The sequence below is a fragment of the Actinokineospora diospyrosa genome (assembly GCF_024171925.1).
In the GTDB taxonomy this organism is placed as follows: domain Bacteria; phylum Actinomycetota; class Actinomycetes; order Mycobacteriales; family Pseudonocardiaceae; genus Actinokineospora; species Actinokineospora diospyrosa.
On sequence record NZ_JAMTCO010000009.1, the window covers coordinates 231,761 to 251,842 of the forward strand.

Consider the following 20,082-nt stretch of genomic DNA (forward strand, 5'->3'; position numbering starts at 1 on the left):
GGAACGGGTCCTATAGGAGAACGCCACTAGGACGAGCGGGCGGCTAGACGTTGCGCGACTCCCATGCGCGACTTCACGCCCAGCTTGGTGAACACGCGCGCGAGGTGTCCCTCGACGGTCTTGCGGCTGAGGAACAGCCGGGTCGCTACCTCTCGATTGGTCAACCCGGACGCCACGAGCTCGGCGATCTCCAACTCTCTGCCGGACAACGCTTCTACCGTCCCGTGTGGACGACGTGGACGAGGTGCGCGGGCGCCCAACCGCGTCTCGGTAAGCCTGACTCGAGCCGATAGCCATGTCGCGCCGCAGGCGAGGTAACCCTCCTTCGCCCGACTCAACTCGACCCGCGCCGCGGTGAGGTCGCCTTCGGCCGCGAGGTGCTCGGCCAACAACTCCCTGGCACGCGCTTGCCGCACCGGGCCGCCGGTGATGGCACGGGCAGCGTCATCCCGGGCGGCGGTCGATCGGCCCAGCGCGGCCAACACGTACGACCGGGCGAAATGCCCGATCACGCTCGATCGCGCCACCGCCTCCTCGGCGAATCCGGCGGCCTCCTCGGTCCTGCCCAGGCCGACCAAGGCGATCGCGAGATGTCCCGCCCACGTTCCCCGGTCCCGCCCGCTTGCCCGGGACAGGTCAGCGCCAACCGACGCCGTGATGTGGCTTAAGCACCCGGCGAAGTTGCCCATCGCGAGGTAGGACTCAGCTGCCGACAACCCCGCGATCTCTGCCCACCACGACGACTTCGGTAGCACTACCGCTGCCAAAGCCTCTTCCGGGCCGTTCTGCCACAAAACCGCCAATTGCTCCACGGCCGACGCCAGTGCCGCTAGCTCCGGGCTGCCCATGGCTGTGGCAACGGCGTGCGCTTCCCGACAACCCGTACGAACCCGGTCAAGGCGTCCCGAGTGCAGCGCCAATGCCGCGTCCACCGCCAGGAGCTCCGGCAGACTCGACCGACGGCCGGTAGTCCTAGCGATGTCCAAACCGCGCTGCACGTGCCTAGTCGCTTCAGCGGTCCGATCCAGTGATAGCTCTACCCAGGCCAACCCAGCTAAATGGTCGCCGACAGCAGCGTCCGGCAACCCGTCCACCAGGCGAACCGCGGGCCACGTGCCATACGCGTTCGCCTCACCCGCGCGGACCGAACCGAGGGCGAGCAACACATGCCCCGCCACCTCATCGCCCTCCGCGATCGCGTGCCTGGCATGCCCCATGCACCCACTCGGGTCGCCCAGCAGTACAGCCACCGCAGCCCGCTCCGCCGCCACGCCAGGTGTTCTCGCGCGGGCTAGAAGCGCCTCAGCCTCGGTATAACGCCCCAGCAGGCGCTCGGTTCGCGCGCACGCCCGCACGACCTCCGGCCCTGGCGTCTCATCGGCCAGTGCTTGGTGCAGCACGTCCCTGGCGCGGACGAGGTTGCCGCCGAGCCCTAGCGCGCGCCCCAGCAGCGGCGTCAACCGGTGCCCTGTGCCGTGGGGGAGGAGTTGGATGGCGCGGTCCACCCACGCTGCCGCGGTCGCCGGCGCCGAGTCGAGCACCACCTCCGCCGCGCTCGCCAACGTCCGCGCCGCCTCGGCGTCGCCATAGGTGGCCGCGCGGGCCGCGTGGAAAGCCTGGAGCGGCAACGGCCCACCCTTGAGCCGGAGATACTCACCCGCCCGCCGGTGGGCTCCTGTCCGCCACGTGACGCCTGCCGACTGGTAAGCGGCCGCCCGGACCAACGGGTGCCGGAACGCGATCCGCGACCCGTGCGCGCGTACCAGCCCGATGGTCACAAGCTCGTCGAGCGCCCGAAGCACCGCGGTCTCAGGTAGACCTGCCGCCCGAACCACCACGTCCACGTCAGCCGGCGCGCCAGAGGCTGCCACCGCGTACGCGACCTCTCGCTGTACCTCGTCCAACGCGAGCACCTCACTGGCAGCGACCGCGAGCACACCATCCGGCAAAGGCGTCTCCCCAAGCCCCCGCGGATCAATCGCCGATAGCACTACTTCAGGCGAGAGCCCCGCCATCGCGGACAGATAGAGCGGGTTACCGCCACTGGCAGCGACCAGCTGCGCACACACGTGCCTAGGCGTACCGGGCAGCAGCGCGGCCACGGCTGAGGCGTCCAGTGGACCGGGGGACAACCGGGTCACCTGCCACGGCGACCGCGCCAGCGCCGCGGGCAGCCACTGGCACCCGTCCCGGTAGGCCAACGCGACCAACACCGGCCCCGGTGACGGCACCCGGAGCAGCGGCTCCAGCCAGTGCGCCCATTCCACCGCGTGCGCGTCATCAATCACCAGCACCGACGGACAATGCTCGGAGATCCGTTCGTTCGGCGGTCGAGGCACCGCCGCGAATCGCACGTCGACACCGAGGGAATCGGCCTGGTGGGCGAGTTCGGCGAGCAGTCGGGTTTTCCCGGTGCCCGGCTCACCGTGCACCGCGACCACCACCGCCTGGCCCGCGACCAGCGCGTCCAGTGACCGCCGGAGTGCGGAAAGTTCCTGCTCGCGACCAACGAGGGGCTCGCGGGCGGGTCTTCCCATCCGCCACCCCCAGAATCGCTAATCGAAAGGCGGAATCGCCGGTGTCGATTGTCGATCTTAGGTTACCCGGTTAATCGGCAGAAGCGGTCGGACGGCCCGAACCGGAGTCCAGAACGGTCCCCTGGATGTCATGGATCACATAGTGGTGCGGGGCCATCGCCCCGGGCCTGCCCGGCAGCGCGGCCAACACCGCGGTGTGCAGCTCCCGCGGGCCAGGCGCCGGAGCCGCCACGTGCGCGGTGATCCGCCCGTCCTCGGCGGTGACCCGAACCGCGCCACCGCCCACCGCGTCGCTCACCGCCGCGTGCACCTCGTCCAAGTCCACCCAGGACGAGTCCAGCAGCCGCCAGGACTCCTCGCGCCGCACCGGTGACACCCCGGTCGCCGCGCCGATGTCGCGCACCCGGACCTCACCAGTCGCCGCCGTCACCAAGAGGCGCTCTAGCGCCAACAACACCGTGTCGACCTCGGCCGCGGGGAACCGCGCCGTGTCCACATGCAGGCGGATGTCTGCGTCGGTGTCGCTGACACCGCCGAGAGTGAGCAGGAACGCCGTAGGCAACGTCCGGTCCGGCATCGGCTCCAGACGTGTGTCCGCTAAAGCCGCCACCGGGTCATCCGGGGCGTTGGTCGCTGCGGCCGCCGTTGTGGCACCGAGGTCGTTGAAGACAGCGTCGCGGTGGAAGTAGGTGCCGCGCTCACGGCCAACGTTGTCGATGACCTCCCACAGCTCGATCGAGTCGAACTGCGCGTAGCGATAGGCGTTGATGGTGGTCGCTTGCACCTGCCGCACGACGTCATCGAAGGTCGCGTCGTCATCGAGCGTGTAAGGCACCAAGGCGTCTTGCGCCAACGGCCCCACGTACTCCCGCCAAGCAGAGCGGAAGCGGTTGCCGCAGATGGACACGATGACCCCGTCCGGCGTCGCGGTCCGCACGCTGAGCAGCGCCGCCGCAGCCGCCAAGACCACGGTGGAGTAACTGGCGCCGGTACGTTCGACGATCACCCGCAGTGCCGACGCGGCCGCGGTCGACACCATCCGCCGCTCCAGGTAGCCCGGGGTGCCGTCCGGGTGCGGCGGCATCGCGCACATCGCCTGCGGGACCTGCCGCAGCCGGGTGTCCCAGTACTTCAGCGCCGACCGGGTCCGCCGTCTGCCGACCTCCGACTGCTCCCACTCCGCCTGGTCCAACGGCTGGTGCCCGCGCTCCTCGGCCAGGTCGTCGCGCCCGGCCAGCAGCGCCCGCAGTTGCTCGCCCACGATCGCCGCCCCCGCCGCGTCCACCGCGACGTGGCAGAACAGCAGCACCGCCACGATCGGCGCGCCACCGTCGGTGATCACCAGCACCCGCAGCGGCAACCCGTCGACCACGTCGAACGGCACCCCCAGCTGCTGCCACACCAGCTGCCCGATGAACGCCAGCGGGTCGTCGCCGGTCAGCTCGTGCAGCTGCAGCGCGACCTCGCCCTCGACGAGCACCCGCTGGGTGGGTCCCTCGGGGGAGTCGAGCACGAACGTCGTGCGCAGCGCCTCGTGCCGGGCGACCAGCACCCCCAGCGCCCCGACGAGCTCCGACACGGTGTGCCCGGGGGACAGCTCCACGAACACCGGCAGCACGTCCGAGCGGTCACCGTCGGTGCCCAACCACCGCAGCACGTTGCGCTGCCCCAGCGTCACCGGGCCGGTCCCACCCCGGACACCGCGGAACCGAACGGACAAGACGGGCACGGTAGGGCCATCGGTACTGGGCTTGGGCGCTGTCGACTGCGGCACCGTCATGGCGAACACTCCTCATGTCCCGGCGGCGAACACAGCAGGACCCTAGGCAGCCCGCCTGCGCCGAGCATGGGGGAAATCCCCTATCTTGACCGATCCCACCCGCCGGAACGCGGCTCGATGCCAAGCTCGGTTACTCCCGCCGGGGCAACTGACCGGTCGGGCCAGCGGTGACCGTGAAGCGGCCCGGTCCGAAGGTGACCTGACCGGTCGGGCCGGGCGAGATCGGCCCGGTCCCGGCCTGCAGGTCGGCCTCGAACCCCGGCAGCTTGAGCTTGATCAGCGACGGCAGCAGCACCGCGATGGTGAACAGACCAACTAGCACCGGCGTGGTCGTCGTCAGCATCACCGCGGTGACCTTGTCGCTGGTGAAGAAGGTGACCCATAGCGTGCCGAGCAGCGCGATAGACACCAACGCGACGGCATAGCCACCCCAGATCGCGGGTGCCACCGCCTTCAGTTCGCGTTCCAGCAGGTGCAGGTTGCGCTGGGCGTCGGCGTGCCCGGAGTCCCGCTTAAGACACTCCCGCAGGTGCGCCATGGCCCGTTGGCGGTACAAGAGCCGCCCGCGCGTGTCTCCGGCAAGAGAGCCCATGCGGTGGTGGGCTACTCCGGCGACGAAGTGCGGGTCGGCCTCGCTGTCTGGAGCGGACGAGATGGCTCCTTGCGCGTGGGCGTAGGCCTCGGCGTGCAGGTCAGCGTTCTGCTGCTTGTCGCCACGTTGGACTAAGAGCCGGGCCAAAGCCAGATTGGTACGCCACCGCGCCGGTCCATCTTGGCGCAAGAGCGCCGCCCGCAGAGTGGACTCCGCCTCGGCCTCATCACCGGCCTTGGCGAGCGCTTGAGCGGTTCCGATGGCAGCAGCGGCAGAGGCAGGATCAACGGCGAGCGCTTGCCGGAACTCCCGCTCAGCCTCAGGCAACCGATCGGTCCGCAGCAGCAGCGCCCCCAACTCCACATGCGCCGCCGCGTCGTACCAATCCCGACTGATCGCCTTGGCCAGCTCTGCCTCGGCCTCTTCATAGCGTCCCATTTGGACGTACAAGGCACCCAGGTCGGCATGGCTACCGTGGTACGGATCGATCTCCAGCGCCCGCTTGAAGTGGTACTCCGCCGACGCCAGTTGCTCCTGCCGGAACGCGGCAACCCCCAGACAGATGTGTGCGGACGGGTCGTCCCGCCGCTTGAGGAGCTCGGCAGCGATGACTTCCCCCTCTTGCCACCGACTCACCCCCTCTTGCCTGATCAATGCCCAAGCCAGCGCCAACCGCTGGTCGAAGTCGTTGGTGGGCAACGCCCTGAACTCACTCTCCGCGACCGCGAACCTGCCCTCGCTGAACGCCACCCACCCCAGTCCATACCGAGACGCCCGACGCTCCCGGTCGTTAACCGAGCCATCGAGCAACTCTTGGAACACCCGCCGCGCATCGGGCAACCGGCCGTCGTCGTGGTGAATCCACCCCAACTCGGCACGCAGGCTCCGCAGATGCGGATGCACCTTGATCAGCCTCGCGATCAGTCGCTCCGCCTCCCCATACCGGCGCAGCGACCGCAGGGTGGTCGAAAGAGCAACCCCATAGTCCGGGTCGTTCGGCACATCACGCATGGCCTCGGCTGTGCAGCGCGCAGCAGCGTCGAACGCGAGCCGGTACTCGTGCACCCGCGACAGCGCCAGCCGCAGCCAGACATTGGTCGGATGCCACTCCAGCCCGGCGCGGACCACCCGTTCGGCCTGATCGATCCGGTGCAGCCGGAACAACGCCTGGATCTTGTGGTCCATCGCGTCCACGTCGCGCGGTGCGATCTCCAACGCGCGGTCGGCGGCGGCCAGTGCTCCCTCCGCGTCGTCCAGTTCTAGTCGCAACCAGGCCGTCGAGGTGTGCACATCGGGATGCCCCGGCAGGAGTGCGACAGCCTCCGCCGCGGCCGCTTGGGCCTCGTCGAGCCGCTCTGCTCGCCGAAGCACCTGAGCGTGCGCGGTCAGCGCCCAAGGGGAGGTCGGCATGACAGCCAGAGCCCGCTTGCACCATGCGATAGCGGTGTCGTCGTCTCCGAGATCGGAGTTGAGCCATGCGCAGGCCAGGTACGCAGTGGCGTTGGCGCTGTCGTCTGCGAGTTCCGCTGCGGTCATGGCCTCCTCGAACCGCCGCGCGTAGCTGAGGAAGTAAATGAGGTTCTGCCGCGCCCACGCGTAACCAGGGGCGAGTGCCACAGCGCGCTGCGCCAGTTCAACCGCGGCGTTCTCGTCGTTGAGGTGGCTATGGAGCCATGCGGCCCCCAGCAGCATGCTCACGTTCTCCGGGTACTCGGCGACTGCCCGCTCCGCTTCCGCTAGAGCTTCGGGAAACCGATGTGCCTTCCGCAGGAAGTCGATCTTCCGGCGCAGCGCCCACAGGTAGCCGGGGTTGGCGGACCACACCTCGGTGGCGATGGCGATCGCGCTGTCGAACCGCCCCTCGGTCTGGAACACCTCCGCCTTCGCCATGCGCACCCGCACGTCCTCGGTGTTCGCGGCACTATCAGCTGCTTCATGCGCGTCGTGGTATCGACCCAGCTGGCGCAGGCATCCGATTCGTGCGATCAGTGCGGCCCTGTTGGCAGGCTCCTCCTCCAAGACCTTTTCGGCCTCGATCAACGCCTTGTCGAACCGGTGGAGGTCGATGTAGGCGTTAGCCGCCGCCATACGAACCTTGGTTGAACTCGGTCGAAGGGCCAAGGCGTGCGCCCCTGCCTCACACGCTTCGGCGTAGCGGCAAAGGTCACGCAGGTAGTCGATACGAAAGGCGAGTGCCTCCGCGTACTGGGGGTAGACGCTCAACGCGCGCTCGACCAGCTCTAACGCGCGGGTGTCTTCATCCAGCGTGCTGAAGTGCCGTGCGGCGGAGAGGTTGATCGCCGGGTCGTTCGGGCACCGTGAGAGCGCCGTGGCCACGGCGTCCGCGAGGTTCTCGGTGCTTTGGGCGTACGAGATCCGCGCGTTCAGCGATACGCGGTCAAGCGGGTGTGCCGCGATCGTGTCGTTAAGCACCGCCGCAGAGCGGTCGTCAAGGCCAGCCTGGTGGAAGGTGTAGGCGGCGACCCGGCTGATCGCCGGGTGTGTGTGGCGCACCCGCAGTGCGTTGTCCGCCGCTTGAACAGCGTCCTCTGTGGCGCCAGTGGATCGCAAGATCTGGATCAGTGTGGCCGTTGCGCGGCTGGCTCTGGGGTTGATGTCCAATGCCCGGCGCACGCATGCGATGGCCGCGTCCGGGTCATTGCGTTGCTTCTCTGTCCATGCGGCGGTGACGTGCGCATCCACGTCCCGAGGCCGTGCGGCGATCGCCTGGTCGATCACTGCTCGGGCCCGGTCCGGCTGCTTGCGGGCGTTCTCGATGGCGGCCAAGCTGCGCAACGCCCACGAGTGGCGCGGGTCCAGATCGATGGCGCGTTCGGCCAACGCGGCGGCCTCATCGAGCCGATCTACTGCATGCAGGGTCCATGCTGCTGTCACCAGCAGGTGGGCGGCGCCTGGGAACTGCTCGATCGCTTTAGCCTCCCACTCCTGGGCTTCCGCGTACCGCCACATCTGCCTCAGTGCTGTAGCCCGGTTTGAATAGGCGCTGGACAGATTGGGGTCGACTTCGATCGCGGCGTCGAAGTGGGGGAGTGACTCTTCGAGCGCGCCTCGCTCAAGATGGACACGCCCCAGCGTGACGTGGCACTTGCCTATAGAAGGGTGTGCGGCGACCAGACGCTCGGCGGCGGCCTGGGCCTCTGACCACCGGTACAGCTCAGCCAACCCGTCGGCGTACCAGCGCGCAGGGCGCCAGTCGGTGGGGGATAGGGCCACTGCCGCGTTGTACTGCTCCAGGGCCTCTTCGTGTAGATCGAAGTTAGCGTAGGCACGCCCGAGTGCTACCCGCAGCAGTGCATGCTCAGGGAAGCGCTCGAGCGACTCAAGCCCGAACGTGATCGCGTCCTCGTACGCACAAGACTCTGCCAACGCCACGAGGTGCCAGGTGGTGACGGCGGGGTCTTCTAGTTGTCGGGAGGTGAGTTCGGCGGCCTCGTCTTCTCGGCTCATCGCCAGCAGGACCCGGGCGTGTGCGACCACCACCTGCGGATCGTGCGGGGACGCGGCCAGCGCCTGTTCGCTGGCGGCCAGGGCGGCCGGGAGCTCCCAGCGGCGGCGGAGGAGGTCGATGTCGGTGGTGCTCACAGCTCCCCTTACGCTCGTTCTCCCACCGTGGTCGTGACACTCTCACGTTCCGTTACCGCTCGGGAGCACCGTGCCAGATCCGTTTGTGGCGTTGCGGGCCGATTGCGCCAACTGCCACGCACTGTGCTGCCGTGTCCCCGCCTTCGCGGCCTCGGCCGACTTCGCCATCACCAAGCCCGCCGGTCGCGCCTGTCCGAACCTGCTCGCCGACCACCGGTGCGGCATCCACGACCACCTGCGCACCAAGGGCTTCACCGGCTGCACCGTCTACGACTGCTTCGGCGCTGGCCAGAAGGTCACCCGCACCGCCCCCGAGGCGGCCCAAGACGTGTTCCCGGTCGTGCGTGACCTGCACGAGCTGCTCTGGTACCTCACAGAGGCCCGGGAGGTCGCGGCGCCACTGCGCGCTGACCTTGACCGCATGCTGGCCGAGACCGAGGACCTCACCAACGCGGATGTCGCCGCCCTGCGGTCCCTTGACGTCCACTCCCACCGGCACCGGGTCAACACGCTGCTGCTCAAAGCAAGCGAGCACGTCCGTGCCGGAACCAGAGGGAAGGACCACCGGGGCGCCAACCTGATGGGTGCCCGGTTGCGTCGCGCGGACCTGCGCGGAGCCAGCCTAAGAGGGGCCTACCTGATCGGGGCAGACCTAAGAGGCGCCGATCTGCGCAAAGCCGACGTGATCGGCGCGGACATGCGGGGCGCTGACCTAAGAGGGGCTGACTTCACCGGCGCGCTGTTCCTGATCCAGTCCCAACTGGACTCCGCGCGCGGCGACAGCACCACCAAGCTGCCTGCGAGCTTGGCGCATCCGGCCCACTGGTCGACTAAGGCATGAACTTCTTCGGGCCGATGAGTGCGGCGGCGCCGATCAGGACGTAGCCGACCACCGGGCCGAATGAGCCGACGCTGAGGTTGTCGAAGCCGTCGGCGAAGTCGGCGACGGCGGCCACGTGGACGCCGGACAGTGCCAACAGGATCAGGCCAGCGACCCGGCGGAACATGCTCACCGCGGTTTTCAGCACGAAGATGACCACCACAGCGACACCCACAGCGGCCACCGCCACGACCACGTCACGGGTGCTGAAGTCCTGCTGGACGCCGAACAGCCCGGTCATCGGGCCGACCCCGTAGCGCAAGAGCAGGTAGCCGACGCCGAGTAGGACAAGACCCGCCCACACGGCTTTCATCGCCACGGACTCGAGCACCGCCGAGAACGACAACAGCACGCCCAGCACGACCAGCGGGTAGCTGAAGATCACGACGTACCAGTCACCGAAGCCGTGGGCTTGGCCGTCGGACAGGTCACCTACCAAGCTCGCCAGCGACTTGGGGTCACCGCCGTGCGCCACCCACGGCAGCAGCGTCAGGCTCAACAGCTGCACCAGCGACCCGACGATCGCCAGCACCAACCCGACACCGGGGATCCGGCGCGGACCCGACGACGACCGCGACGGCTGCGTGGGCCGGGGTGCCGCGGGCCGCTGGGGTGACTGCGCGGCCGGTCGCTGGGACGACTGGGCAGGCGGGCCCGCCTGGCGCTGGGGCTCCTGCCGGTACCCGCCCTGCGGCTGACCCTGGCGGGGCTGCTGCGGGTAGGGCTGCTGCTGGGGGTTGGGCCGGTAAGGGCCACCTCCCACGGGCGGACCGTAGCCGCCCTGGCTGGGGTACCGGGGGTCGTGCGGCGGCGGTTGCGACATGAGCGAACCGTACAGTCAGGACCGGTCGAAAACAGCCCGTCGCCGAGGTGTCGATTCGCGAGGCAGCCATTCGTGTAGGAGGTGCGGGCAGCCGGACCGCCCGCCGACCCGGACGACAAGAGGAGACGACATGGCCCAGTACCTGCTCAGCATCCAGCAGCCCGACGGCGACCCGCCGCCGCCCGAGGTGCTCGACCCCATCATGCGCGACCTCGCCGCCCTCAACGAGGAGATCCGGGCAGCGGGCGCTTGGGTGTTCAACGCGGGCCTGCACCCGGCGCACACCGCGACCGTGCTGCGCCCGAAGGGCGACGACGTGCTGGTGACCGACGGGCCCTACGCCGAGGGCCGCGAGCACGTCGGCGGCTTCTGGGTGATCGAGGCACCCGACCTCGACGCCGCGTTGGCCTGGGGCCGCAAAGCGGCGCTGGCGATCACCCTGCCGATAGAGGTGCGGCCCATCGGCGGTCACTGCGAGTGAATCTGGACGACGTGTTCGCCCGGGAGTACGGGCGGGCCGTGGCGGTGCTGACCCGCGTCTTCGGCGACATCGACATCGCCGAGGACGCGGTCCAGGACGCTTTCACCCAGGCGCTGCGCACCTGGCCCGAGCGCGGGGTGCCGCCGAGCCCGGCGGGCTGGATCATCACCACCGCCCGCAACCGGGCCATCGACCGGCTGCGTCGCGAGGCCGACCGCGACGACCGGCACGCCCAAGCCGCGCTGCTGCACGCAGCGTCGGAACCACCCGAGGAGGGCCCCGTGGGTGACGACCGGCTGCGAATGGTCTTCACCTGTTGCCATCCGGCGCTCGGCAGACCTGCCCAGGTCGCGTTGACGCTAAGGCTGCTCGGTGGTCTCACCACCGCGGAGATCGCCCACGCGTTCCTCGTGCCTGAACCGACCATGGCGCAGCGGTTGGTCCGGGCCAAGGCGAAGATCCGCGCCGCTCGCATCCCCTACCGCGTCCCCAGCGACGCCGACCTGCCTGAGCGGCTGAGGTCGGTGCTGGCGGTGGTGTACCTGGTGTTCACCGAGGGGCACGCCCGCCGCCGCCGCGACCTGTGCGCCGAGGCCATCCGCCTCGCCCGGCTGCTGGTGGAGCTGATGCCGGACGAGCCGGAGGCCCTGGGCTTGCTGGCGCTCGTGCTGCTCACCGACGCTCGCCGCGATGCCCGGGTCGATAGTGAGGGCGCGTTCGTGCCGTTGACCCGTCAGGACCACGCCCGCTGGGACCACGCGATGATCACTGAGGGCCACGACCTGGTCCGCCGGTGCCTGCGCCGGGGCGCGCCCGGTCCGTACCAGATCCAGGCCGCGATCAACGCCGTCCACACGGACCCACCCACGGACTGGACGCAGGTCCTCGCCCTCTATGACCAACTGATCGCGGTAGCGCCAACTCCAGTCGCACGTCTCAACCGCGCCGTCGCGGTCGCCGAGGTCTCTGGGCCTGCCCTGGCCTTAGCCCTAGTCGAGGAGTTGGACCTCGATGGCTATGCCGTCTTCCACGCTGTGAAGGCCGATCTACTCCGGCGACTGGATCGCGTCGGAGACGCCGGGCCGGAGTACACGCGCGCGATAGAGCTGAGCCCGGACCCCGTCGAGCAGGACCACCTGCGCCGTGTACGAGATGCCCTGTGACGCGACCACGGGGAGTGCACGGCATGATTCGGGAGTGCCATCGCCCCTGCGTGCCGTTTCCGCCACTCGGTATGTGACCCCGTTGCGGGAAGGCGGGTCGTTGCCCGGGCTGGTGGAGGCGGACGACCTCGGGATGTACGTGCTCAAGTTCCGCGGCGCGGGCCAGGGCCTCAAGGCGTTGGTGGCCGAGGTGGTGGTGGGGGAGTTGGCGCGGGCGTTGGGCCTACCTGTGCCGGAGATCGTGTTGGTCGACCTGGACCCGGAACTCGGTAGAGCGGAACCGGACGAAGAGGTCCAAGAGCTTCTTCGTGCAAGTGGCGGCCGTAACCTCGGGTTGGACTACCTGCCCGGCTCGTTCGATTTCACCCCGCTAGTCCGCGATCCAGGGCCGGAGTTGGCCGCGCAGGTGCTGTGGCTGGACGCCCTGGTCCTCAACGTGGACCGCAGTTGGCGCAACCCGAACCTCTTGCTCTGGCACCGCGATGTGTGGCTCATCGACCACGGCGCCTCTTTGTACTTCCACCACCGGTTCGCGCAGGGCTGGCAGCCCGCGCAGACCTACCGGTTCGACGCCTCCGACCACGTGATGCTGCCGGTGGCAGGCTCCGTCACCGAGGTTGACGTGGCGCTCACGCCCAAGGTGCTCCCGGTGCTCGATGGCGTGCTCGACCTGGTGCCGGACGAGTGGCTGGACGACGTGTTCGGCACGCCCGACCAGGCCAGAGCGGCCTACCGGGCGTACTTCGAAGCGCGACTGGCCGACGCGCCGCGCTGGGTCGGGGAGTTGGAGGCGGCTCGTGTCGCACGTGTTTGAGTACGCGCTGCTGAGGGCCGTACCCCGCCAGGACCGCGGCGAGATCATGAACGTCGGCGTCCTGCTCTATTGCGCCAGCCTGGACTACCTGCGCTGCCGCACCCATGTCGACCCGGATCGGCTGCGCGCCCTAGACCCGGATCTCGACGTCGATACCCTCGCCTCCGCGTTGACGCTGTTGTGCGGCGCTTGCGATGGCACCGACCTTCGAGCACCGGTTACGGGAATCTCCCTAGGGCAGCGCTTCCGCTGGCTGACAGCGCCACGCAGCACCCTTGTGCAGACATCACCCACCCACCCCGGCCTCACCAACGACCCGGACGCGGACCTAGAGCGACTGTTCCAGCGTCTTGTCCTACCGGTAGGCGCCTAAGCGCTTAGGCGCGCCCGAACGGGAGAGTCGCGTCGATGAAGCCGCGCTCGTCCCCGCGCGGCCACTCCGACCGCGGCGTGCCCCTCGTGGCCATCGCCCACAGCACGTCCTCCGCGCACGAGGCGTCCACATCGTCATCGGTGAACACGATCAGCCTGCCGAACGGGTGCCGGTCGAACGCCCGACGCGCCACGTCCGCGAGCCGGTGATCGTCGGCGTGCGACCGCTTGCGCACCGAGACCACCAAGAGCAGCATCCCGCCACCCGCCGGGCTGTGGTGGACATCGGTGACCAGTTCGTCGTCGACCGCCCGCGCCACCGACAGCGCACCGGCCAGGCCCAAGACGACCGACTGCTCCCGCCCCTCTTCCAGCATGCTTTGGTAGAGCGGCTCCGGTCGCGCGGTCACCCCAGTCACCGTGAGCACCGGGCGCCCGTCCGACATGGTCTCGTCGAGGTAGCCCTCCAGAACAATCTCGGAGTCCGCCAGCACGGTGGTCTTAGCGCCGACAGTTAGCGCTACCGGCGCACCAGCCAAGGCACCGGCAAGAGCCAACTTGTCCACCGGCCACAGCTGAGACGTCAACGCGGACGCCACCGTCGCCGCGGGAGGCGCGCCGATGTTCACCGACACCGGTAGCCGCTCCCCGGTAGCCAGTGCCTCGGCACGTAGGTTCGCTAGCGCCTCATCCGGACCCATGCACACGGCCAACCGAGACTGGTCTAACACCAGCATCCGATGCGCCGACAACACGACCGCATCGCCACGGTTGGCATAGGCAACGCCCAGGGTGAGATAGCGCTCGGCATCCCGGCGAGTCAGCATCGGCAGCCTGTACAAATCCACATGGGGCCACCGGTCCCGGGCCCGCATCACATGCACAGGCGGGATCGCCGCGTCGATCAGCGTGTTCACCGTCTCTTGGTTCGCACGCCGGGGGAGCCCAGGTAGGAGTGCCCTAACACGGTTGATGTCGCCGTAAACCCCGAGCAGCAGCGGGATGCCGGTATCCGGCACCTGGTACTGCACCACCATCTCCGAGCGCGGCGCCGACGGTAGACCGGTGAACCGTTCGACGAAATCCGCTGCCACCGCGTCCCGCCTGAACAAACGACTCATAGGGCCGTGCTCGCCCGGCGGGATCCGACGCAACGCCGCGCGCAGCGACAACGCCGTGGGCTCCTCCACCATGGGGGAGCGCGGAGTCGGGATGGCGGTCATCTAGGCACTCCAGCGCGATAGGACAACCAGGCTGCCGCGTTGGGTGCCCGCAGCAGAGCCGTACCGACCAGCACCGCGGTGTATCCGGCGTCCACCAGTCTCCTGACCTGTTCCGGGCGCTCGATGCCGCTGGCGCTCACGGGGGCGCGACAACCCGCCGCCCGCAGCACCGGGAGCAGCCGCTCGCTGCGGCCCAGGTCGGCCGGACCGCGTTCCCGCAGCCGGATGTCCTTGTTGTTCACCGCGAGCACGCACTCGGCCGCGTGCGGCACCGCGGCGATCTCGGCCTCGGACACCACCTCGACGAACGGCGTCAGCCCCAACAGCAGCGCCTTGTCGACCAGCGACGCCAGCACCCGCCCCGGCAGCAGGGCGGCGGTCAGCAACACCGCGGCCGCCCCGACCTCCTTGGCGTGGATCAGTTGCGATTCCCTGGTCAGGAAGTCCTTCTGCAGCACAGGCAGTTCGCAGCGCGCGGTGATGTCGGCGAGCAGCCGCAGATCCCCACCGAACCACCTGCCCGTCACCACCGACAAGCACCCGGCCCCGGCGCTTTGGTACGCCGCCGCGATCGCCACCGGCGACCGGTTGCCCAGCAGGGACAGCCCGTCAGCACCCTGCATCTTGACCTCGGGGATCACCGGGATGGACGCTCCGAGCACCGCCTCGATGAACCCACTCACAGCCGCCACCCCGCCAGCAGCGCGCTTACCCTGCCGGGGTCGATCTGCCCATCGCCGCCTCTACAACCGGTATCCACATCCACTCCCGCGAACCGGGGATGCCGCCGGACGCTTGCGAACTCGGCAGCGTTGTTAGGGGTAACTCCGCCCGACAGCAGAAACGGTCGGTTCAAGTAGTTGGCGATCTCGAGCACTACTGCTTCCGCGAGAGGCCGCCCGGTGCTGCCTAGCGCCCCGTCCGGTCCCACACAGTCGAGTACGAACATGTCCACGCCCGCCCGCTCATAAGCGCCCACGAGTGATCCCTCCACGCAAACCCCGTCCCTGACGTGCAGCGCTTTCACGACCGTCAGGCCTGCCGCCTTGAGCACCCTGACCACCCTCGGTGGTTGAAACCCGTGGAGTTGGACCCACCGGACCCCGGCTGTCTTCGCGAGCCAGGCAATGTCGTCGGCGAAGGTGACCATCACCGGCTCAGGGCCACCACCGGAGGCCAACTCCGCGAAGGTCGACGGCGACAGGTTCGCGTGGCCGCCCCGCACACCACACCACAAGCCCACCAAGTCCACGCCGCCCAATGCGGCGAGGTCCGTGGCGCGTGTAGCGCCGCAGACCTTCACCATCGGCTCAGACATCCGGCAACCCCGCCAGGGCCGCATACATCCCGCCGACATCGAACTCCTCGTCCTGCAACGTCCCCGAGAAGTACTCCCCGTAGGCGGACAGGTCGAAGTGGCCGTGCCCGGACAGACCGAAGAGGACCGTTCGGCCGACCCCCTCCTCCTTGCTGCGCAACGCCTCCCGAATGGCGGTCTCAACCGCGTGACACGACTCAGGTGCAGGCACGATCCCCTCTGCTCGAGCGAACCGCACACCCGCCGCGAAACACGCTGATTGCGCTACCGCCACGGGCTCGATCAACCCCTGTGCGACGGCCTCACTCACCAGGGGTGCCATGCCGTGGTAGCGCAATCCGCCAGCGTGCAACGGCGGTGGGATGAACCCATGCCCGAGGGTGTGCATTCGCAGCAGCGGCGTGAACCCGGCAGTGTCACCGAAGTCGTAGGCCAACGTTCCCCGCGTCATCGACGGACACGACGCAGGCTCGGCCGCTATCACGCGGACAGACCTACCGCCCCGCAGTTGCTCACCCAAGAACGGGAACGACAACCCGCCCAAGTTGCTGCCGCCGCCCGCGCACCCGATCACCACATCCGGGTAGTCGTCGGCCAACGCGAACTGGGCGATGGCCTCTTGGCCGATCACGGTCTGGTGCAACAACACGTGGTTAAGCACACTGCCGCAGGCGTAGTTCGTCGACGGGTCCTGCGCTGCGATCTCCACGGCCTCCGAAGAGGCGATACCCAGGCTGCCGGGAGAGTCCGGGTCTCGCGCCAAGATGGACCTACCGGTCTCGGTCTCGCTGCTCGGACTTGGCACACAACGAGCGCCGTAGGTCTGCATCAACAGTTGGCGGTAAGGCTTCTGGTCGAAGCTCACCCGCACCATGTAGACGCTGACGTCTAGGCCGAACAGCGCACCCGCCAGTGCCAGCGACGATCCCCACTGCCCGGCCCCCGTCTCCGTGGCGAGCTTGGTGATCCCTGCCTGCTTGTTGTAGTAGGCCTGCGCGATGGCGGTGTTCGGCTTGTGGCTGCCGGTAGGACTAACGCCTTCGTACTTGTAGTAGATCCGCGCGGGCGTGTCCAAGGCACGTTCCAACCCGCGCGCCCGCACCAACGGCGAGGGACGCCATCGCGCATAGATCCGCCGGACCGGCTCCGGGATCTCCACCTCCCGGTCCAGTGTCAACTCCTGCCTGGCCAGCTCGGCGGGCACGATCGGCAGCAGGTCGTCAACGGTGATCGCCCGACCGGTCGCCGGGTGCCGGGGCGCGGCGAGGTCGGGCAGGTCGGCGGCGAGGTTGTACCAAGCGCGCGGGATGTCCTGCGCGCTGAGCGGGAACTGCACACGCTCGTTCATCGGCGGGCTCCAAGGTGTCGGTCGCTTCCGGTCAGCTTGCGCGCCGACAAGCCCGAGTACAGGCCCTCGACCAGGTCATCTCCGGCCGGCCGGGGATCGCTGTGGGTGGCTGTCGCGGCCGCTCGCTCACCCATGGCGACCCATCCGGGTCAACAACGCCACCGCCGCGCCACCGCGCACGGCCTCGACCGCGTCCGCCTCGGCCCGCGTCCAGTCCGACCGCGCTCCGGACAGGACGGCCAACGCCGCCGCGTTCAGGCACACCGTCCGCACCGCCGTGGCGGGCGCGGTGCCCGACAGCAGCGCGCGCAGATCCGCCACCGCGTCCACACCGGGTGCCAAGTCGAGCACCGTGCCCGGTCCGGACGGCTCAAGCCACCAACCCCGCCCGGTCGCTCCCTCGTGCACCCAGTTGGCGGCGAAGGACACCAGCTCGTCGACCCCGGCGTCGTTGTGGCACAGCCAGGTCCGCTGATCCGACCGCCGAGCCGCCAGCACGCGCAACGCGGGCAGGTCTTCCGGGCGCGACACCCCGGTCAGCTGCGCCGCCACCGACACCTGGGCCAGGAACGGCCCCACGGTGTTGACGAACCGTCCCACTGTCCGCAAGTCCAAAGGCACGATCTCGGCGGCTAATAGCGAGATCTCCACCGGATACACGAAGACCCCGGCGAACCCCACCCCGAACCGGTCCACCATGTCCATCAACTCGGTATGCGAACCGGCGACAGGTATGCCTGCCGCGCCAAGCACGTCCAAAGAGCCCGCCCGGCTCGAGTACCCGCGAGACCCTGTCTTGACTACCCGCACTCCCATCGTCGCAGCCACTACCGCTGCCGCGGTGGAGATGTTCACCGTGAGAGGCCCACCGCCGGTGCCAACGATGTTCACCGCCCCCGGGTAAGCGACCGTCTCACCGCCGCCACGCTCCTGCGCGGCATCGAACAACGCGGTCAGCGACCCGGGGTCCGGCATGGCCGTCGACAGTGACGCCAGCACTGCCGCCGCCTCACCCCTGGCCAGCCGCCCCCGCGTCAGCCGATCCAGGAAACACCCCCACTCCGCCACCCCCACCGGGTCGACCCGCCTGGTCAACCCGGCAAGCAGCCCCGACACCTCAACCCGCCCGCACCGGCGCCGCGGCGAGTCCCGCCACCGCGCGCACCGACCGCAGGTCAGCCGGGTCCACGTCGTCCGCGGGCACGTCGAAGGTGTCCTGCAGCCAGGCCAACACGCGCAGCACACCGAGGCTGTCGAGCACCCCGGCCGCCACTAGGTCCAGATCCGGGTCCAACTCATCGGCGCGCACATCGGGTAAGAACTCCTCGACGACGAACCGCGTAACGGCGCCCAGCACTTCGCTCACGGAAACCTCTCCCCCTCACCGCGCGGACCCCGGGCACGGTCTCCACAGTGGACATCCCGGTAGCCTTACCACCACCGGGTTGCCTAAGTTAAGGCCGGTAGGGGGGTCGGACATGGGTGTCCGCTACCCACATTCCGGGCCGCGAGCGCCCGTGTTCGCGCAGGCCACGGCGCGGTACCCCCATCAGGGGGTCCTCAAGCTGGGGTGGAGCGCCGAAAGGGCGTGGTTTCCACCCATGGGTATGCTGGGGTGCTCACCCCAAGGCTCCTAAGAGGACAAATCGGGTGGGGTTCCCGTAGGTCAACCGGGGTGGCCTACCCCTATCGGGGTGCCACCCCGTGGTAGGCCCGCTACGATGCGGGGGACAACCCCGCTCACCACCGCGCGACGGAGGACCCCAGTGGCGTCCAAGCCAGCCCCGCAGCCCACCCCGGCCGAGGAACCCGCGCCCGAGAAGGGGATGCGCGCGCACGCCAAGCGCAACCACGAGAAGCTGCGCGTCGCGGCCAACATCGTCGTCGCCGAACAGGGCGCCGACGCCTCGCTCGAGGAGATCTCCCGCCGCGCGGGCCTCGGCTCGGCCACCCTCTACCGGCACTACCCGACCCGGCTGATCCTGCTCGACATCGTCTTCCACGACCGCGTCGAGGCGCTCAACGCCGAGACCGCGCCGCTGCTGACCGCTGCTGATCCTGGAGCCGCCCTGGTCACCTGGGTGCGCACGTTGGCCGAGCACTTCACGGCGAACCTGGGTCTTGCGAAGTTCCTCATGCTCGCTGAGGGGGCTAAGGAGCTGACCAGCGCGCATGCGCAGGTTCGGGAAACGGGTAAGAAGGTGCTCGGGCGTGCGCAGAAGGCCAAGGCTGCTACGGCTGATGCCAGCATTGCTGACCTGCTTGACCTGGTGAACTCGATCGTGCTGGCGAATGAGCGGGATGCGGCGCGGGTGCGGCGGCTGCTTGATCTCGCTGTGGGGGGTATTCGGCGCTGATACGGGGGGCTCGTCTGCGGGCGGCCTGCCTCGTCGCCTGGCGGCGACCTTGGGGCCGGATCACTGCCTCGTCGCCTGGCGGCGAGCTCGGCGACCCGGATCGGACGGCCTCGTTGCCTAGCGGCAACCTCGGCGTCCGATCCGCGGCAATGCGGAGAGCTCGATGGGGCGAACTTGTTTTGCGTGGGGCCCCTACGACACCCGTGGCAGAACCGCAAAGCAGGGGCCCAAAAGCAGGCCCTGCCGCGTGAACAACGCTACGGGTGCCGTCCCCCCACGCAAAACAAGTCCGCCCCATCGAGCCGGCTTGGCACCAGCGGGTCCGACTGTTCAGGCGCTGAGCAGGCGGGCTGAGGCGGACCTGACGGGAACCGGTCTGGCACCAGCGGCTTCCGCCGTGGTCGACGAAGCGGCACGGTTGCCACCTCCAACCCCGCCTCAACCCCCGCGGGCTGGACCGGCGGCTCCCTCTCCACCCCCAAGGGCGCCATCTGCGCCGTCGCCAAATCAGGCACAGCCGTCGTCGTGAGCACCAACCAAGAACAAACCATCAAAGCCCGTCGCATCACCGAAGCCGTCATCACCAACCTCGGCCTCTAGCCCCCGTCGCCCTCCCCGCGCGCGCACGCGACCGAGTGGCGCCCAGCCCCCACCCTCTCCGGGGGGCGTCCCCGATGCCAATCTACCGGGTGTCAACCCTGCGGAGGGGGCTGGCGGAAATCTGTGGATGGCCGGGTGGGTTGTGGATAACTCGCGACCTGGGGAAACGGCAGCGGAGGGCTGAGCTTCAC

The 20,082-nt window shown here is 69.1% G+C and carries 16 protein-coding genes and 1 pseudogene; 7 read left to right on the plus strand and 10 right to left on the minus strand.

Annotated features, from left to right (window positions below):
* Nucleotides 1–26: 26 nt before the first annotated feature.
* From LV75_RS19205 to LV75_RS19215, 3 genes are all read right to left on the minus strand, one after another.
* Entirely contained in the window at nt 27–2,537 is a 2,511-nt protein-coding gene (locus LV75_RS19205; protein ID WP_253888324.1) for a helix-turn-helix transcriptional regulator, read from the minus strand.
* 70 nt (nt 2,538–2,607) lie between these two features.
* Nucleotides 2,608–4,257, minus strand: coding sequence for a condensation domain-containing protein (locus LV75_RS19210; protein ID WP_253888325.1), 1,650 nt, complete (start codon nt 4,255–4,257; stop codon nt 2,608–2,610).
* 190 nt (nt 4,258–4,447) lie between these two features.
* A complete protein-coding gene (locus LV75_RS19215) occupies nt 4,448–8,512 on the minus strand; it encodes a tetratricopeptide repeat protein (protein WP_253888326.1) in 4,065 nt (1,354 codons plus the stop codon).
* A gap of 70 nt (nt 8,513–8,582) precedes the next feature.
* On the opposite strand from LV75_RS19215, the gene LV75_RS19220 reads away from it, so the two are divergent.
* Nucleotides 8,583–9,353 (plus strand): pentapeptide repeat-containing protein, encoded by a 771-nt coding sequence (locus LV75_RS19220; protein ID WP_253888327.1) that lies wholly within the window; start codon nt 8,583–8,585, stop codon nt 9,351–9,353.
* Here the strand turns inward: LV75_RS19220 and LV75_RS19225 are convergent.
* A complete protein-coding gene (locus LV75_RS19225; RefSeq protein WP_253888328.1) occupies nt 9,343–10,215 on the minus strand; it encodes a hypothetical protein in 873 nt (290 codons plus the stop codon). The two genes, LV75_RS19220 and LV75_RS19225, sit on opposite strands and share 11 nt — an antisense overlap.
* Before the next feature lie 130 nt (nt 10,216–10,345).
* On the opposite strand from LV75_RS19225, the gene LV75_RS19230 reads away from it, so the two are divergent.
* The 4 genes from LV75_RS19230 (at nt 10,346) to LV75_RS19245 (ending at nt 13,046) form a co-directional block, all read left to right on the plus strand.
* Nucleotides 10,346–10,696, plus strand: coding sequence for a YciI family protein (locus tag LV75_RS19230; protein WP_253888329.1), 351 nt, complete (start codon nt 10,346–10,348; stop codon nt 10,694–10,696).
* On the plus strand, nt 10,693–11,859 hold the full coding sequence (locus LV75_RS19235) for an RNA polymerase sigma factor (RefSeq protein ID WP_253888330.1): 1,167 nt from the start codon (nt 10,693–10,695) through the stop codon (nt 11,857–11,859). Before LV75_RS19230 ends, LV75_RS19235 begins: the two co-directional genes overlap by 4 nt.
* 73 nt (nt 11,860–11,932) lie before the next feature.
* Nucleotides 11,933–12,673: a HipA family kinase gene (locus LV75_RS19240; RefSeq protein WP_253888331.1), complete on the plus strand. Its 741-nt coding sequence runs from the start codon at nt 11,933–11,935 to the stop codon at nt 12,671–12,673.
* Nucleotides 12,657–13,046, plus strand: a complete 390-nt coding sequence (locus LV75_RS19245) for a DUF3037 domain-containing protein (RefSeq protein ID WP_253888332.1) — start codon at nt 12,657–12,659, stop codon at nt 13,044–13,046. Before LV75_RS19240 ends, LV75_RS19245 begins: the two co-directional genes overlap by 17 nt.
* Nucleotides 13,047–13,050: 4 nt before the next feature.
* Here the strand turns inward: LV75_RS19245 and LV75_RS19250 are convergent, their stop codons facing one another.
* The 6 genes from LV75_RS19250 to LV75_RS19275 form a co-directional block, all read right to left on the minus strand.
* Nucleotides 13,051–14,268: a UbiD family decarboxylase gene (locus tag LV75_RS19250; protein WP_253888333.1), complete on the minus strand. Its 1,218-nt coding sequence runs from the start codon at nt 14,266–14,268 to the stop codon at nt 13,051–13,053.
* Nucleotides 14,265–14,951 (minus strand): beta/alpha barrel domain-containing protein, encoded by a 687-nt coding sequence (locus LV75_RS19255; protein ID WP_253888334.1) that lies wholly within the window; start codon nt 14,949–14,951, stop codon nt 14,265–14,267. Before LV75_RS19255 ends, LV75_RS19250 begins: the two co-directional genes overlap by 4 nt.
* Nucleotides 14,948–15,586, minus strand: coding sequence for a phosphoribosylanthranilate isomerase (locus LV75_RS19260; protein ID WP_253888335.1), 639 nt, complete (start codon nt 15,584–15,586; stop codon nt 14,948–14,950). The genes LV75_RS19255 and LV75_RS19260 overlap by 4 nt, the downstream gene beginning before the upstream one ends.
* Nucleotides 15,579–16,934 carry a TrpB-like pyridoxal phosphate-dependent enzyme gene (locus LV75_RS19265; RefSeq protein ID WP_253888336.1) on the minus strand — a complete coding sequence of 452 codons (1,356 nt, stop codon included), beginning with the start codon at nt 16,932–16,934 and terminating at the stop codon, nt 15,579–15,581. Before LV75_RS19265 ends, LV75_RS19260 begins: the two co-directional genes overlap by 8 nt.
* 126 nt (nt 16,935–17,060) lie before the next feature.
* On the minus strand, nt 17,061–18,050 hold the full coding sequence (locus LV75_RS19270; RefSeq protein WP_253888337.1) for a hypothetical protein: 990 nt from the start codon (nt 18,048–18,050) through the stop codon (nt 17,061–17,063).
* Between the two features lies 1 nt (nt 18,051).
* Complete coding sequence (locus LV75_RS19275) at nt 18,052–18,300, minus strand: acyl carrier protein (protein ID WP_253888338.1); 249 nt, start codon at nt 18,298–18,300, stop codon at nt 18,052–18,054.
* A 400-nt stretch (nt 18,301–18,700) separates the two neighbouring features.
* Here LV75_RS19275 and LV75_RS19280 point away from each other — a divergent pair, with 400 nt between their 5' ends.
* Nucleotides 18,701–19,291, plus strand: coding sequence for a TetR/AcrR family transcriptional regulator (locus LV75_RS19280; protein WP_253888339.1), 591 nt, complete (start codon nt 18,701–18,703; stop codon nt 19,289–19,291).
* A 474-nt stretch (nt 19,292–19,765) separates the two neighbouring features.
* Nucleotides 19,766–19,891, plus strand: a pseudogene (locus LV75_RS19285) (DUF2020 domain-containing protein); the annotation flags it as partial.
* Nucleotides 19,892–20,082: the final 191 nt, after the last annotated feature.